The following is a 14494-nucleotide window of genomic DNA, read 5'->3' as shown; positions in this document are numbered from 1 at the left end:
CGTCCTCCAGCTCTTTCATGCGAGTCATCATCGAGACGTCCATGCCGCCAAACTTGGCGCGCCACTTATAAAAAGAGGCAGAGCTCATGCCGTGCTCGCGGCACAAATCGGGGACGGTTGAACCAGCTTCGGCTTGCTTTAAAATCGCCATAATTTGGCTGTCGGAATAGCGTGCTGCTTTCATGTAGAGCTCCTCAAACACTGCGAGAAAATTCTACTTAAAAATGAGCTGGTTTTGTGGGGGGATTACCGCGAGTAACACGGCTTTGGCAGCATCAAACATCGCGTAATAAGCGCGATTACAAGCGCCATCCACGTCGCCTGCTTCGTGCAGCAGCTTGGCTGATTGAATGGCACGTTCGGCCTTAGCAATCAGGTCTTGTGGCGACATCGGGTTCATTGAATAATGACTCCATCGCGTTCGATGTTGCGGAGCAAATACGGATTGCGGTATTCGTCGGGGTTTGCCCATTCATCTTCCCAAACTGGTAGCGCTTCAACTCGAATCCCTGTATCCAGCATCACGTCAAAGGCCATGTCTGACATCGCCATTTTCGCCGCCATGAATTGACCTCTGTTGCCTGAAAGTAAAACTGCAACATCAGCATCGCTATCGGGCTGAAATTCGCCCCGCGCACGACTGCCGAACAGGATGGCGCTGCGCACAGGAAACACGGCGGCAACGCGCTCCAAAAATGCTTTAACCGTTAATGTCGTCGCAGCATCAAGGGGATGATTTGCAAGCGTATGCATGGCGCACCTCGTTAATTTATTAGATTTCCAACCTGAGCGTCCGACATCCAATCACTTCAAGGCATTGAGCTAAAAAAACAGCAGAGAATTTTCCTCGACTAATTTTATTGGCAATGTTTTCAGGCGTTTCAGGAATACCAATTGCAGAGAGCTTATCCGCAAGTTGCTGATAAGTCACATCACGGCGCTTTAGCTCGGATTTAAGTAAACCCTTGATTTTTTCTTCCCATTCAGAAGATGCCATTTGTCACTCCAATGGATAGATTAATAATCATATTCGATATGAATTTGGTTGAATTCAGCTCAATATAGTCTATCATATATAGTATGAATCTACCATTCGAGGTGATGTCATGACTCAGCACTTTTTACTCTCGGCCAAAGCTCGAAGTTTGTCATTACGCGCTATCTACGCACTCAGCGATGAGCAGGCGTTTGAGATGTTTCGGCAAAGCCGCTGGGGTCATCACGATTCCATTTGCCCTGATTGCGGTAGTATCCACAAACACTATTTCATCAGAACGCGCCAGCAATGGCGATGCCGTGATTGCAACCATACCTTTTCAGTCACATCAGGCACAATCTTTGCCAGCCATAAATTGCCACTCAAAATCTACTTGGCAGCGATTGCCATTTACTGCAATGCGGTGAAAGGCTTGTCGGCGCTACAAATGGGGCGAGACTTGAATGTGCAGTACAAAACTGCGTTTGTTCTGGCACACAAAATTCGTGAGTCCTTGATGGAACAGCGCGACGAATCGGCACTGGATGGCGAAGTCGAACTGGATGGTGCTTATGTGAACGGCCATGTGCGCCCTAAAAACAAGAAAGCAGATCGGGTAGATCGCCGCTTGACCGAGAACCAAAACGAAGACAAACGCTGTGTTTTGGTTATGCGTTCGCGCCACGGCAAAGGCGATGCTAAAAAAGGCGGTCAGCGCACGTTGACTTTCGTGATTAAAAACGAAAACCAAACCAGTGTCGCCAAGCTTGCAGGCCGTTTCATCAAGAAAGGTACAACCGTCTTTGCTGATGAAGCCAGCGCCTACGACCCGCTACATGCTTTTTTCGATACCAAGCGCATTAACCATCAAATTGAATATCGCTCGGACGATGGTACGAACACCAACATTGCCGAAAGTTACTTTTCACGGTTTCGTCGGATGCAATATGGGCAAGTGCATAAGTTTGGGATTATGTATTTAGACCATTACGCCAACGAAGCTGCTTATCGGGAAGACAATCGACGGATGAGCAATGGTGAAATGTTCAGTGATATTTTGATGAAGTGCGCTGGCTCGCGCACCTCGCGGGATTTTTGTGGGTACTGGCAGGGGAATAAGCGATTTGAAGAACGGATTCATTGAGGCAACGGCACTAAGCCCCAAGCCGTGCCGTGACTGTCACGGCCTAGCCGTTGAACTAAACCACTCCGTTCGGCGCGACGTAAAATGCTATCTAGGCTGTGCTCAATAGCAAGTAACTCGGAGACATCAAAGGCTTTAACTGCCATCACTTGTTGAGCAATCGCACTCAACAAAGCAGGCTGACCAATCAGGCGCAGCGCCTCCAGCACCAAGCGTTGACCCTCGCCACGTTCAAAATATTGACTCCGCTGGCGAACCTGTTTGGATTTGATACTTTTGAGATTAAAATCAGGCTCAAACAGCTTGATTGTGGCATCAAGATGCTGCAAATCGGCCTGTAAACGGGCGACTTCCTGCCGATGGTGTGCGACCAAACCTGAAAGGTCGGCGCGTTTGGCGACTAAGCCAGAAATAACATGAGATTCAGCCATAAAACACCTCGATTTAGCGAGTAAATGAGATATTTTGGTGAATTTTAGTCTAATCGTCTTGTGCGTTTGCTACATAATTCCGTACAAAGTACAGCAATGCCCTTCCTCCAATCATTCGATGACACTATTTAGTCTTTAATGAAAATAAAAAAATGAAACCAGAAATAGTTCCTGCAATTGTCACTTTTGTGCAGTCAAACAGCATGTTGTCATCACACTTTCGAGTTATTCACCATCATGCCATTGAAGGGCTAAAGTCTAAAAACACCATCAATAAAATGTTACAACAACGCACAAAAGGTGCGATGGTCCGCTACGAAACAGTCTTTGGCATCAAAATTCAGAGCGGATGTGCAGTTAGAGAGGCAGCAAAAGCATTGGCCAAAGCGTTCAACATTCCGACTATAGATCCATAACAGCAAAATAGACTGCCCTCTATTTTCCCCTTTAAATATTAAGAACTGGGCCCCGGATAATTCTCTTGCTCTTGCTCTATTCGCAAAGCTACTAATTTTGGAATAACATCCTGATCGAATATCTGCTGGGCTGTTCTCCCCCCAGGGCAATACCCGTTTATTTCAGACAATTTCTCAATAAAACCTCCCAAGGCCACGGGTATATATTTCATAGTCGTTCCTGAAAATTCGACTGACCGGGGCGGCAACCAATCCATAACTTCATGCATTGAAGCTTTAATGAAACTAATAGGTGACTCACCTTCACCTTTAGCTATCTCTTGAACAATGGGACTTACCAGATCATTTACATTCCACCTTGCTGGCTTAGTTTCATCAGCAAGGACAAAATTTGGCAAATAGGCACTTTCGTTATTGCTGTAAGGCTGCAATTTTACGGTAACATCAATTACGCTAAACGGAGGCGCAACAACAACAACATGCGGAGCATCAAAATTTCTTTGATCAATAGACCAAAATTGCGTGCTCTTCTTATCAGATGCTTCTGGGTAATCAATAGTAAGTGAAACTTTAGCGACATAGTTCCAAATGCAAAGGGCATCCAGCATGCGCCCAATCATTCCGGAAGCATCGACACAAGCGCCAAGACGGCCATCATTCTTGACGGCCTGATACACCGCATCTACAACAATTTGAATTTTTTGGCGAGCATCAGCTAAATACTCATCAGTATACGACCTCACTTCTATATAGCGTGCAAGTGAATCCAGTAACCGAGGGTTTTTATTTTCTTCTTTAAGAAAATTGGCGTGGTCGTGCATCCCAGGCGTAATAGGTATTTTTTTGCTTGCAAAAAATTCTTCCATTTGGCTGCAGACACGTGGATTGCTATTAACCCAAATCGACGTTTCTTTCATTAAATTTTTCCTTGTAAAGTTTGTTGAATCGCATCCAAGGCCTCTCCTAGCGATTTCAAGTCATGCTTAACTTGATAGTCTTGAAACCATAATTTAGTTGATTCAGATACAGTTGCTTTCAACTCAACTCGCCCAGCCATTTTTTCTCGTTTCCGCTGAGCAGCTTTGGCTTCCTTCAACTGGTTTTTTCGTCTGTCTGGATCATTAATTTTTCTGTCCATCTGATATCCATTACTTGCTAGGTTTTTCTTTTATTAACACAACGATTGGGTAAACGGGCATGCCCATAATTAAAACTACATTATTTATCTAAATACCAAACTTTATAACCATCTTCTCTAGTAGACACTTCACCAGACGCCATGGGCCCTCCCATTATCACCCCGCTTACATTTTGAATTGTTTCAATATTGATAATACGGACTTTCTTATTTTTCACCCATGAATTAATTTTATTTAGAGTTTCAATTTTTACTTGCTCACCCACGGATTTATTGTATTGGCGATCATTACCACGCTCCTTCTCAAATGCCTTTTTCAATGCCACGGTATAATCATGTGTAAAAATCATGAATCCTACCTTACTTGCTTCATTTCCGAGGCCCTCAGAGCTTGCAATTGCCGGGAGAGAAAATACTAGGAGTGTTGCAGTAACTGCATATTTCACAAACTTATTTTTCATAAACGACCTTTATAGTAATGTCATAAACCATTAATGGCATATTATTATCCGCACAGTGCCCCATGTCAAACACCGTATTTTCTTAAACCCCCAAATGAAGTCATTAAATAGAATTAATAATTTCAAGACAATGTATATTTGCATGACCCTTGATTAATTTATTAAAGGTAGTAATATACTAATATTATTTTTATAACTCTAAATTTATTATTAAGACCATGCAAAGTAGAATCTAAAAAAACTTCCAAACTCACACATTAATTTAATTAAAACTATTAGAAAATTTAAACCATCATTAACGACTAAGTCAGCCAAACTTCAGAAATTACTATTTATTCACCTTTTTAAAAAACAGGAAAACATCATGCATTGGTTTCGAAATATGCAACTCTACCGTCTTAGCCCCGAACATGCTCTGTCAGGCGAATCGATTGCCGAATGCTTAGCTAAAAAACCATTTTTTCCTTGTGGCAGCAATGATTTGATGAGCCAGGGGTGGATACCGCCTGCTCCGCATGTGCCAGATGAGTTTGTTTTTGCCCGCCAGGATATGGTTTTAGTCTGCTTAAAAACTGATGAAAAAATCCTACCTGCCGTGGTGGTTAAGCAAGAGGCAGAAGAGCGCATCCGCCATATAGAGAAAGAAGAAGAGCGCAAAGTGGGCCGCAAAGAAGCCAAAGACATTCGTGAGCGCGTGGCAGAAGAACTTCGCCCGCGTGCCTTTAACCGCATCAGCACTCACCGTGCCCTAATCGATTTAAAACTAAATTTAATTATGGTGGATAGCGCCGCAGCCGCCAAAGCAGAAAACTTGCTAGTTAGTTTAAGAGATGCACTGGGCAGCCTGCCAACCCGATTGATTCAAACGAAAATCACGCCGCAAACCGCCATGACCAGCTGGCTGGAAAACGAAGTGCCCGCCCCATTCCAGCTGGATGCCGATTGCGAATTGAAATTCCCCGGCGACGATGGCGCAATTGCCCGCTTTGTACGACAAGATTTACACAGTGATGAAGTCAAACTGCATCTTGCTACTGGTAAGCTCGTTAGCAAAATGGGCCTTGCTTGGAAAGAGCGGATTTCTTTTCAGATGACTGAAAAATTTGAAATCAAGCGCCTTACCATGCTGGATGTATTACAGGATGAACTTAAAGACGCCGATGTGGATACGCAAGACGCGATGTTTGAATCCAGCTTTGCCCTTGCAGCAGGGGAATTACGAAGCCTAATTCCGGAGCTTATTGAGGCTCTTGGGGATGAGCTGGCATCCACATAAAAGAAACTGAGGTTAAAACCAAAGGCGGCCAGACAGGCCGCCTTTTAATTTATAATAAATTAGGGACAGAGGAACATGCCAGAAGAAAAAGCAAGGTGTCCTCCCCAGCCAAGCCCATTCGCTACGCTCAGATATAAGAGCTATGGCTGGAGCACCTGGCGCTAAGTCCGGGAGAAGAATTCGTCGTATAAAGCGAAAAGAATACGTGATTATTCTATAGTCCACTCCCAAATCACTCCCTTACCCACCATTTCCACCATCAATGCCCAAGCAGCATAAGGAATGGTGCTGGCTTCATCAGCTTTGCTCCAGCGGCGAAAGGTTCGAGATCGGCCATCAAAAGAGCAAGAGAGCCCAAGAATTTCTGCAATCTTTGTGCCCGTGATTTCCTCAACCTTAGTTGCAATAGCCCGAACTTCATTCCCGGTAGGTGACTCCCAAACCCGTGCTGCAACCAAGGTGGAAGGTCGAAGCAAATTAATGGGTTCATCATTATGCAAATCTCGAACTGGGTGCCAAATACGTTCAAAGCCTGCCTCATGACACAAAATTGCCCATGCAGGATAAGAAATCGTACTTTCTTGCGGGCCTGTTGAAACCCAACGTCTAAAAGTCCGAGATCCTACTGCGGTTGTTACACCTAACCCCAACATAAGCCCAATCGTGCTCCCAGTAACACTAAGGGCAGGTAAGTGACTTTTGATTAATTTGACAACCAATCTGACCTCGTCCCCAGTGGGATGAACTCTTTCTGAACGATTCGCAGGTAATAGAGTTTCAGAACGAAGAGACATATATTTATCATTTATACGAGTGTGATATTAATTCAGATACTGGGCCATACTGGCCTATAAAGCAAGTGAAATTTTTGTCTTGTGAAAGAGGCCACAATGGCCCAGAATGCGTGTTCATATTTCTAGTCCCTAGTTATACAAAACTAGATAAAGTATTATTACTACTAAAAAAGGCAATTGGATGCGTAAAAAGTGCAAACCTAAAAAAACATCATGTTTAGATTATCCTAATCTTTTTGAAGTCTATAACGCATTTCACCCAATTGATGACGCTCTTAAAGCATTCCGTGAGACGGGTGAGTTATTTATAAGCGGAGATGTTCTACATATACCCGCTCATGAGAATGGAAAATGGTATACATTTACACCCGCTTTAAACGGATGGTTAACCTTTTGGGAATATGTTATTACTCAAAAAAATTTAAACGTCAGCATTTCTCCGTTAGAGCAATTATACGAAGAACTTGTCTTACTCCAGGACCATGAAGGCCCAATGTTAAAGAATTCAACTATTGATGCTGCAATCGAAAATCAAGACATTTTAAGACTAGTATTCAAGAAATTAACCATTCATGAAATTACTATTTACTTTAAAACAGTTACAACATTTATAAACAATAAAATTATATCTACTTGAAAAGTAATAAAACGTCCAGGCCAGTATTGATTCTTACAGCCTGGACAATTTGAATATTTTTCTAATTTTCATTTTAGTTATTTGAATTTACTATTTCTGAATACAAAAGCATGCCAAATTCAGATAGGCAATATTTCTTCTTCCTAACTTTAATATTTCTGCTACTATTTTTGTTGATCATGCGTTTCAACCATCCTTTCCCTTCCATTTCTGCCAAATCTTCAGAAAGCATAATACTCTTCGTTGATCCAAATATTTTAAACACTTTCGAATTAGTTATTTCAGAATACCTTTTTATGAATACTTCATTAGAAACGTCGACATCAGGTTCAGATGCAATTGTAATGATAATCCATTTGAATCGTTCGGCTTTAGGCTTGATTTGCCCATGTGCTTCGATATCAAAATGCTTTTTTTTCATACCTGGACTCTATATATTTTAATGTAGCCCTTAATCTGGCAATGAGAACATAACTATATGATTCAAATAAAGTATAAGTTAGTTAAACTAACTTATCAACACAATTTCTTCTATGTATGTGCTACGATGCCTTAGCTGAGTAAAGCCTTAAATTGAAGACTTTAGATAAAATGCATTCTAAACCAATGACAACGAAATGTTTAAATGGTCTTGGTGGAAGGAAGCTGCTTACTTCAATTTATTTATCTGTTTCATTGATTTGCAGATTCGTTCTAATCGTAAAACAGCCTCAAACAAAAGATGAGAAATACGCTTATGACTATTAATGACCAGGAAAACCCACTAAAAGGCTTTCCGGATGCCAACTCATCCCCCTACTTCATCAGAGATGGAAACCTATACATTAACGCACATGAGTGGCACCTCTTGTGCGTAGAAAAGGACCCAGCGCCTCTTGTTAGCCTTTTACGTGACGCCCATGAGTATCTTGTTAAAGACAAATCTATGAGATTGATCTCAGTAGATGGCTCGATTGAACTGAGTGCTGACAGTTTGATCGAATTCCAGAGATTGCTTGATAAAGCTAATCAAGTCCGTGCCACGTTGAGATTAGCTCCGGCCATCCCTCACGTTTAAGCAATAATGACAATAAACAGCTTGCTGGGGAACATACCCACAAGCTGTATATTTCTGATCAACCAGCATCACACAATCAGCTCTGATGACCCATGATAAAAATGTTGTAAACCTATCGCTATGGTGTGATTTTAAGAAAATAAACCACAAAGTCTGATTTTCAACCAGTAATTTATGAGGAAAAAGCAGCAAAAACCACCAAGAATTGCCGCATGCATATAATTTTTGCTTCTGAATGCAGTAAGGAACCATGTTTTTTGTTTTTTGCAGCTACATAGTGTTGACGTGAAGGATGTTTAATGGATTAGGATACTTATCGCTATGGTGTGATAAAAGCTGTATCTTCCCTTTAAAATCAATATTTTACCCTGTTTCACAAACGCTATAGGACCTATGAAGATACGAAAAGTTATCGCTGTGGTGTGATCAGGCGTTTTGAAAAATTACCAAAAATATGACAAACAAATAGCTAGATGTCAGCAAAAAGACAGTACAAACTGACAAAGCATGGGGAAATATTTATTTATCATGAAAAAGTTGCTATATGTAAGTTTTTTGTAATCAAATTTGCAAATTTGATAGAAACTACACATCCAATGACAAACAAACTACAAAAATTTTGCTAAGTTATTAAGTCCTTTTACGTCCCTGCTTCCTATGGGAAACAATAGGGACCGTTAAGGGCTGCTATCGTCGTGATGTGATTGAATATTTCGGGATCACATCACCGACTTGGAAGCTAAAAGTATAGGAAATTCGAATTCGCTATCGTCGTGACGTGATAATTTTATCGCTATGATGTGATTTCGTGTCGCTCTGATGTGATCCTGACATCAAAGAGCTCAAATTAGAGGCAAAATTCGTCGTCCTGGTGTGATTTAACATCGCTCTGATGTGATCATATCGCTCTGACGTGATCAACTAACGCTCTGATGTGATTTACTTATCGCTGTGATGTGACAAAAGTGTCGCTCTGATGTGATTTGAATAGGCCTCAAAGCCTTGCTGTATAAGGCTCACAGCGATTTCCTAGTCCTTCTTATAGTCCTTGTTGTAGAACCTTGTATAACCCTTTTAAGAAAGCACTTAAAGCACTTAAATTTATTGAGAAAATGACATGTCAAACTCAAACGAAACCGGCAAAATGAAATCAACCGATATGTATTTAAAAAATATAAAAGCTACTCTTGATGCAAACAGCATCAAAAAGAAAAAACTACCTCTGATACAGCAGTTAAATGAAAGTAACAGCAAGCAACTCTCATTGCCCTGGTTTGATGACGTAGGCCTACAGTCAAGTTCACTCGTTAAAGGAAGCCTATTTTCTGCTTGCTCAAGAGGCAAACGCGAACTGCGGGAGAACGTAGCCATCCCGATGCAAGGAAACTTGATAGCAAGGGTAACTGGTGCGGAGCTAAGACAAGATGAAGCTACAATTTTGGCTAAGCTAATCGATTTAACAAAAAATCAACCACTGACGGAACGATTTTATTTTTATCCCGGCGTACTTTTAAGCCAACTTAATTGGTCCACAAGTAGCAGTAATTATGCGAAATTGTACAATTCGCTAAGCTTAATGCGAGGTACAGTAATCACTATCGCAAAAATAATTGATAATCAACAATTAGTGCATTTACAAGCTAAAACATTACTTGCTGAACTTGACGCAAAAATATCTATTCCAAACTCGGGTAGAAATAGAGATCAATGGTCAATACAACTCGAACCTACTCTGGCAGAACTATATCAACGCAATAATGTCACTTTATTTGATTGGGATATTAGGTATAAAATTACCAAAACTAAAAGTGATGTAGCCTTATGGTTATTTTCATATTTAACAGAATTTGATGAACCTAAACCAATTCCTTTAAGTTTTCTAAGAACTATTTCCGGGTTAGGAAATATGTCTACTGGAGCAGCAAATCAAGCATTTAAGCGTGGATGTGAGATTTTAATTTCGTGCGGATTTTTGGAAAAGTATATTTTAAAAGATGGATTACTTCTTGTGAAACGTTTAAAACCACAACGTAAAATAGGTAATAAATCATCAACACCAAATCATCCAAACGTAAATAAAACACCTTCAACAGATGATTTCAATGAAGAATTTAAAGAATAAATTATTCTGATATTTCAAAAAAAATTAAAGTGAATAAAGTTTCATAAATATGTCAATTTCCTACCCTTGTTCTAAAAATCTATCGTGTAATAAAATGTTCATGGGTAGGAAATCAAAAAAGAAAAGCATGGTTGCTCAGCCCATATTCATACTCTCCTCTTACAACTTACCCAAAATAGCAACATTTAACATTACAATAATATAATAATAATGTAATTATGTATAAATATTTCTTACTTTCCTTTGTCAAAAAACAAAAAATTAGTTAACACCCAAGATATTCAATTTTTTGCACCTCAAATCTCTACATTCCATGGTTAAATTTGGTGTACTTGTTCACTGACTAAGAACAAGCCCATTCGTTTACTTATGGATAAGAAACATGCAGAGTAAGAAAAATTCATCATTAAAAACTGCAGATAGTTTCCCAAAAGAAAAAAAATTTATGGTTGAGGCAGGTTTTATCTCAATAATAAATAATAACTTAAATATAGGGCAAAATAGTATTGGATTAATTAATTCAGCTAATAGTAATTATTTTGCACAAACAATTAGCAAGCTTATTGATGAGCTAAATATAGAATGGTCAAAAAAAAATCTACCTACTTTAGATTATTATCTAGCAAACTTCATAATCTGGGCTTCACATAATATTTCAGGTTTTCTTCTGGAAGATGAAAAACAGAACTTGTTATTCATTGCAGAACGATTTCTATATGGTTTTTTCCCAGCAGAAAAGCGAGGTGAAGCTCGGACGTTTGCTATTGATGCACTAGATTTATCATGGAAAATCGCATGGAAGAGAGCATGTGACGAACGGAAAATTGGAACAAGAAAAAACAGCATAACATTAGTTTCTTCGCTGGCAATGGCCAAAATCAATCAAAAAAACAAGATGCTAGAAGCACTTCATGAATGCAATTTACTCTTTTCTTGCACAGAATTTAATCTTAGCAGGTCCGGATCAAAAGTATTCGTAACTTACGAACCACACTAAATGATGAATATAATATGTTATAAAGGTAATTATATAAATCTACGAAGGTATAATAATGATGTATAACTTAAAGAAAAATAACGAAGATACAGTAATTGGTACAATCTTTTCCATAGCAATACTTTTCATTTTTGGCTGGAAAATTGCATTTTCCTTGCTTGTTGCGTTGTTCCTTATTGGCAGGAACAACTCTAACAACGCTTTTCATAAAAAAACAACATCAAATCAATCTAAAGTAAGAATTAAAACTGTGAAAGTACCATTCCCTGTTTTCATTCCTGCGGAAAAAATGAAAATGAACCAAAAATACCCACGAGTTAAAAGATTGTATTAATGATAACCTAAAATATATTTATAAAGTCATTACAAATAGTAATACAAACGTTTAATTGAGTTGATTTTTATATATTTGTTGATGTATTTAATCAATGTAGGCATAATAATCTTATTATTATATGGTGATGACATGAAAAAATATCTTTTAATTCCTTTGTTTCTTCTTGCAGGTATTACTCATGCAGGTTCTAATGTTTCTGCAATTTCAGGCAATGTTTCTGATGTCTTAAGTGCAGATACTTTTGTTGTGGTGACAGGTGATTTGGAGCAATATAAAATTCGATTATTAGGTGGCGTTGATGAATTTAAGAATAATTCAACTGCTTCCGGTTGCAAAAAAATGTTATCCGATATCTTAAACAAAGAAGTAGATGTTGATGTTGTTGGTAATAAAGATAAAGAGAATAGATACGTGGGTTTTGTATCAATTAATGGGGAAAATATTAATCAACGCCAAGTTTTGGCTGGATGCGCAGTTACACCTAAAAAAACAAACTCAAAAATTTCTAAAAAAACCTATCAGTCACTACTTATTTCAGAAGAAAAAGCCAAAGCAATGAAAAACGGGATTTGGGCTGATTGATATTTCATTTTTTGATATCTAGTTTCGTTTGAATTTGGCGAAAGATTACCAAATTCAAACGGCCTAGTAAGGCTTAAAAGAAGATTTCTAACTATTCTTGCTTGTTCTTAAATACTTTCTAACACTATCTTTTTTTAATAAATCCCCCCAAGATTTTATTCTAAACACATCCCCTTGAAGCTCAATATCTACCCCATACTGTTCTAGCCGCTTGATATCTGCCTTTATTGTTCCTTTATTGTGCCCAGTTTTTAGTGATAAAGTCGTGATCGTTGGGCATGGTAGTGCATCAATTGCGGCCAGTAATACAAAAAGTCGGCGGGCATCCCCTTTGGGAAATTTAACAATCCACTGTTCATTTTTCTGATTGCTCATCAACATAGCCTAGCGAATAAGAAACAAGAATCTTGCATTCTATAACGTATTGCTGACCACCCCTACCGGACTTTGCATTAAGTGCACCAGCCTGCTCTGGACCGTCGCTTGTGCCCCTACCCCTCCAATGTCGTACACGTGACCGTCATACCCCGTTATCTTGCCTTCCTGAGTGTGTTTAAGTTTGGTAGTCAGCAGCATGTTCATGATAGTGAAACTGCGAAAGAGGTTACTACTTGCTCAAAGATAGGGCAGAAAAAGCAAAAACTCCATAAATACAAGAGCTAAAGGCCTTCATTTTGCGCCAATCATAAACTTAGCGCATGATAAAATTTAGACTTAATTTCTCAAAACTTAATCAATATTTTTAGGAATAAAAATGCTTAAAAAATTATATATTTCGCTAGTTTTAATAATTGCATCAATGCCCATTCAAGCAGCAGCTCAAAAATTTCACTGCGAAGCAATGAATGCAGTAATAACGATTGATTTTGATAATAATAATATTTGGTTGTTAGAAAAAAGACCTATTCAAAGTAGAAATGGGTGGTTTGGTGTATTTGATGTTAATGGTTCTATTAATTGGAGAACTGTTTGGCCAGATGAACCATCATTACCTGTAAATGTTTCTGTAGATGGTCAGGGTCGCGTGATCCTAAGAGGAAATGAAATTAACGATCAAGTTGCGTGTATGCCTCAAGAATCATTTCTATCACACTGAATAGTCAACAAACATAACTAATTTCAATATGGTTTTATTAATTATGGACAACCAAATGCTCCAGATATGGGAAAGACCATTGTGTGAATCGGAATGGCGTCAATTATTGGCATCACCAACTTTCAAACATGATTTAATTAATAGAATCGAGATCGAGAGTTTGAATACTAAGTGGCCTGGGTCAAAAAGATTTCTGCTCATCACAAACTGGCCAAAAAGAGCACACGAAGAACTTTTGTCCCTTTTGCCTGAACAGCTTGCAGTCGCTTTTGATATTTCGGTATTCGGTGAGGACGGATTGCTGCCTAAGTTTGATGAAACAGAGGGCTTCGACTTAGTTAGCATAGCTGGGGTCTGTTCATTAGGATGGGGAGGAAAGCTTCAGGATGGCAGCCCAATGCCTCTTGGGCCCTATGCAGATATCACAACGATCCAGCGTATACCTAAACCTATTCGCATTGATCTAACCCATGCTCGTGTTCGAGTAACCCCCTGTGTCAGGATAGTTGAGATACTCCCTTTTCAGGGATTCCAACTTACTCAGGGGGCTGGTTACTCATCATGTCGCGTATTCCTAAGGCTCGTAAAGATGCCATTTTAAGCAAAATGCTTGCTCCTCATCCGATCAGTATCAGGCAGTTGGCATTGCAAGAAAATCTCTCCGAAGCCACGCTGTACAATTGGCGCAATCAACTTCGCCAGGAGGGGCGCCCCGTGCCCGAACATCATCGCAGCAGTGAAAACTGGTCTGCCCAAACCCGCTTTGCCGTGGTCGTCGAAACCATTGCCATGTCCGAAATCGAGCTCAGCGAATATTGCCGTGCCAAGGGTTTATTCCCAGAGCAGGTGAAACAATGGCGCGATCTCTCCATTCAGGCGCAGGGCCAGGCTGAAGTCATCCCTCCAGAGCAGGCACAGGAAAACAAAACCCTGCGCAAGCAAAATAAGCAGCTGGAGCGGGAAATTCTGCGTAAAGATAAGGCACTAGCGGAGGCGGCCGCATTGCTGATTCTGCAAAAAAAGGTGCGCG

At 39.8% G+C, this 14494-nt stretch carries 20 protein-coding genes and 1 pseudogene; 10 read left to right on the top strand and 11 right to left on the bottom strand.

Annotation, left to right across the window (positions count from 1 at the left end; translation table 11 throughout):
- From R6242_RS21185 to R6242_RS21170, 4 genes are all read right to left on the bottom strand, one after another.
- A partial coding sequence (locus R6242_RS21185) for a transposase (RefSeq protein WP_318430697.1) occupies nucleotides 1-184 on the bottom strand: 184 nt, incomplete at its 3' end.
- A gap of 30 nt (nucleotides 185-214) precedes the next feature.
- Nucleotides 215-400 (bottom strand): HEPN domain-containing protein, encoded by a 186-nt coding sequence (locus R6242_RS21180; RefSeq protein WP_318430696.1) that lies wholly within the window; start codon nucleotides 398-400, stop codon nucleotides 215-217.
- On the bottom strand, nucleotides 397-753 hold the full coding sequence (locus R6242_RS21175) for a nucleotidyltransferase domain-containing protein (protein ID WP_318430694.1): 357 nt from the start codon (nucleotides 751-753) through the stop codon (nucleotides 397-399). The genes R6242_RS21180 and R6242_RS21175 overlap by 4 nt, the downstream gene beginning before the upstream one ends.
- A gap of 19 nt (nucleotides 754-772) precedes the next feature.
- A complete protein-coding gene (locus tag R6242_RS21170) occupies nucleotides 773-997 on the bottom strand; it encodes a DUF6471 domain-containing protein (RefSeq protein WP_318430692.1) in 225 nt (74 codons plus the stop codon).
- A 109-nt stretch (nucleotides 998-1106) separates the two neighbouring features.
- Here R6242_RS21170 and R6242_RS21165 point away from each other — a divergent pair, with 109 nt between their 5' ends.
- A complete protein-coding gene (locus R6242_RS21165) occupies nucleotides 1107-2120 on the top strand; it encodes an IS1595 family transposase (RefSeq protein WP_318430690.1) in 1014 nt (337 codons plus the stop codon).
- Here the strand turns inward: R6242_RS21165 and R6242_RS21160 are convergent.
- Nucleotides 2114-2551 (bottom strand): hypothetical protein, encoded by a 438-nt coding sequence (locus R6242_RS21160; RefSeq protein ID WP_318430688.1) that lies wholly within the window; start codon nucleotides 2549-2551, stop codon nucleotides 2114-2116. The genes R6242_RS21165 and R6242_RS21160 overlap by 7 nt on opposite strands.
- A 152-nt stretch (nucleotides 2552-2703) precedes the next feature.
- Here R6242_RS21160 and R6242_RS21155 point away from each other — a divergent pair, with 152 nt between their 5' ends.
- Entirely contained in the window at nucleotides 2704-2967 is a 264-nt protein-coding gene (locus tag R6242_RS21155) for a hypothetical protein (protein WP_318430686.1), read from the top strand.
- A 38-nt stretch (nucleotides 2968-3005) separates the two neighbouring features.
- Here R6242_RS21155 and R6242_RS21150 read toward each other — a convergent pair whose 3' ends face one another.
- The 3 genes from R6242_RS21150 to R6242_RS21140 all read right to left on the bottom strand — a co-directional run bounded on the left by R6242_RS21150 (nucleotide 3006) and on the right by R6242_RS21140 (nucleotide 4566).
- Nucleotides 3006-3884: a hypothetical protein gene (locus R6242_RS21150; protein ID WP_318430684.1), complete on the bottom strand. Its 879-nt coding sequence runs from the start codon at nucleotides 3882-3884 to the stop codon at nucleotides 3006-3008.
- Entirely contained in the window at nucleotides 3884-4105 is a 222-nt protein-coding gene (locus R6242_RS21145; protein ID WP_318430681.1) for a hypothetical protein, read from the bottom strand. The genes R6242_RS21150 and R6242_RS21145 overlap by 1 nt, the downstream gene beginning before the upstream one ends.
- Before the next feature lie 80 nt (nucleotides 4106-4185).
- A complete protein-coding gene (locus R6242_RS21140; protein WP_318430679.1) occupies nucleotides 4186-4566 on the bottom strand; it encodes a hypothetical protein in 381 nt (126 codons plus the stop codon).
- A gap of 364 nt (nucleotides 4567-4930) precedes the next feature.
- On the opposite strand from R6242_RS21140, the gene R6242_RS21135 reads away from it, so the two are divergent.
- Entirely contained in the window at nucleotides 4931-5842 is a 912-nt protein-coding gene (locus R6242_RS21135; protein WP_318430677.1) for a recombination-associated protein RdgC, read from the top strand.
- 209 nt (nucleotides 5843-6051) lie between these two features.
- Here the strand turns inward: R6242_RS21135 and R6242_RS21130 are convergent, their stop codons facing one another.
- A complete protein-coding gene (locus tag R6242_RS21130) occupies nucleotides 6052-6495 on the bottom strand; it encodes a hypothetical protein (protein WP_318430675.1) in 444 nt (147 codons plus the stop codon).
- A gap of 322 nt (nucleotides 6496-6817) precedes the next feature.
- Between R6242_RS21130 and R6242_RS21125 the strand changes: the two genes are divergently transcribed.
- Nucleotides 6818-7273 (top strand): hypothetical protein, encoded by a 456-nt coding sequence (locus R6242_RS21125; RefSeq protein WP_318430673.1) that lies wholly within the window; start codon nucleotides 6818-6820, stop codon nucleotides 7271-7273.
- 73 nt (nucleotides 7274-7346) lie between these two features.
- Here the strand turns inward: R6242_RS21125 and R6242_RS21120 are convergent, their stop codons facing one another.
- A complete protein-coding gene (locus R6242_RS21120; protein WP_318430672.1) occupies nucleotides 7347-7694 on the bottom strand; it encodes a hypothetical protein in 348 nt (115 codons plus the stop codon).
- 1753 nt (nucleotides 7695-9447) lie between these two features.
- On the opposite strand from R6242_RS21120, the gene trfA reads away from it, so the two are divergent.
- The 4 genes from trfA (at nucleotide 9448) to R6242_RS21100 (ending at nucleotide 12368) form a co-directional block, all read left to right on the top strand.
- Nucleotides 9448-10452, top strand: a complete 1005-nt coding sequence (gene trfA / locus R6242_RS21115; protein WP_318430670.1) for a plasmid replication initiator TrfA — start codon at nucleotides 9448-9450, stop codon at nucleotides 10450-10452.
- Nucleotides 10453-10834: 382 nt separating this feature from the next.
- Nucleotides 10835-11449: a hypothetical protein gene (locus tag R6242_RS21110; RefSeq protein ID WP_318430668.1), complete on the top strand. Its 615-nt coding sequence runs from the start codon at nucleotides 10835-10837 to the stop codon at nucleotides 11447-11449.
- A 55-nt stretch (nucleotides 11450-11504) separates the two neighbouring features.
- Complete coding sequence (locus tag R6242_RS21105; RefSeq protein WP_318430666.1) at nucleotides 11505-11783, top strand: hypothetical protein; 279 nt, start codon at nucleotides 11505-11507, stop codon at nucleotides 11781-11783.
- A 132-nt stretch (nucleotides 11784-11915) separates the two neighbouring features.
- On the top strand, nucleotides 11916-12368 hold the full coding sequence (locus tag R6242_RS21100; protein ID WP_318430665.1) for a thermonuclease family protein: 453 nt from the start codon (nucleotides 11916-11918) through the stop codon (nucleotides 12366-12368).
- 87 nt (nucleotides 12369-12455) lie between these two features.
- On the opposite strand, the gene R6242_RS21095 is transcribed toward R6242_RS21100, so the two are convergent.
- Nucleotides 12456-12743 (bottom strand): hypothetical protein, encoded by a 288-nt coding sequence (locus R6242_RS21095; protein WP_318430663.1) that lies wholly within the window; start codon nucleotides 12741-12743, stop codon nucleotides 12456-12458.
- A gap of 379 nt (nucleotides 12744-13122) precedes the next feature.
- Here R6242_RS21095 and R6242_RS21090 point away from each other — a divergent pair, with 379 nt between their 5' ends.
- On the top strand, nucleotides 13123-13464 hold the full coding sequence (locus R6242_RS21090) for a hypothetical protein (RefSeq protein ID WP_318430660.1): 342 nt from the start codon (nucleotides 13123-13125) through the stop codon (nucleotides 13462-13464).
- A 561-nt stretch (nucleotides 13465-14025) separates the two neighbouring features.
- Nucleotides 14026-14494 (top strand): annotated as a pseudogene (locus tag R6242_RS21085) (IS3 family transposase); the annotation flags it as partial.

Origin of the sequence: Iodobacter sp. CM08, from assembly GCF_033446605.1 — a bacterium.
In the GTDB taxonomy this organism is placed as follows: Bacteria; Pseudomonadota; Gammaproteobacteria; order Burkholderiales; family Chitinibacteraceae; genus Iodobacter.
Note: the sequence above shows the minus strand (reverse complement) of the source record. Positions and strands in the feature narration are given on the sequence as shown.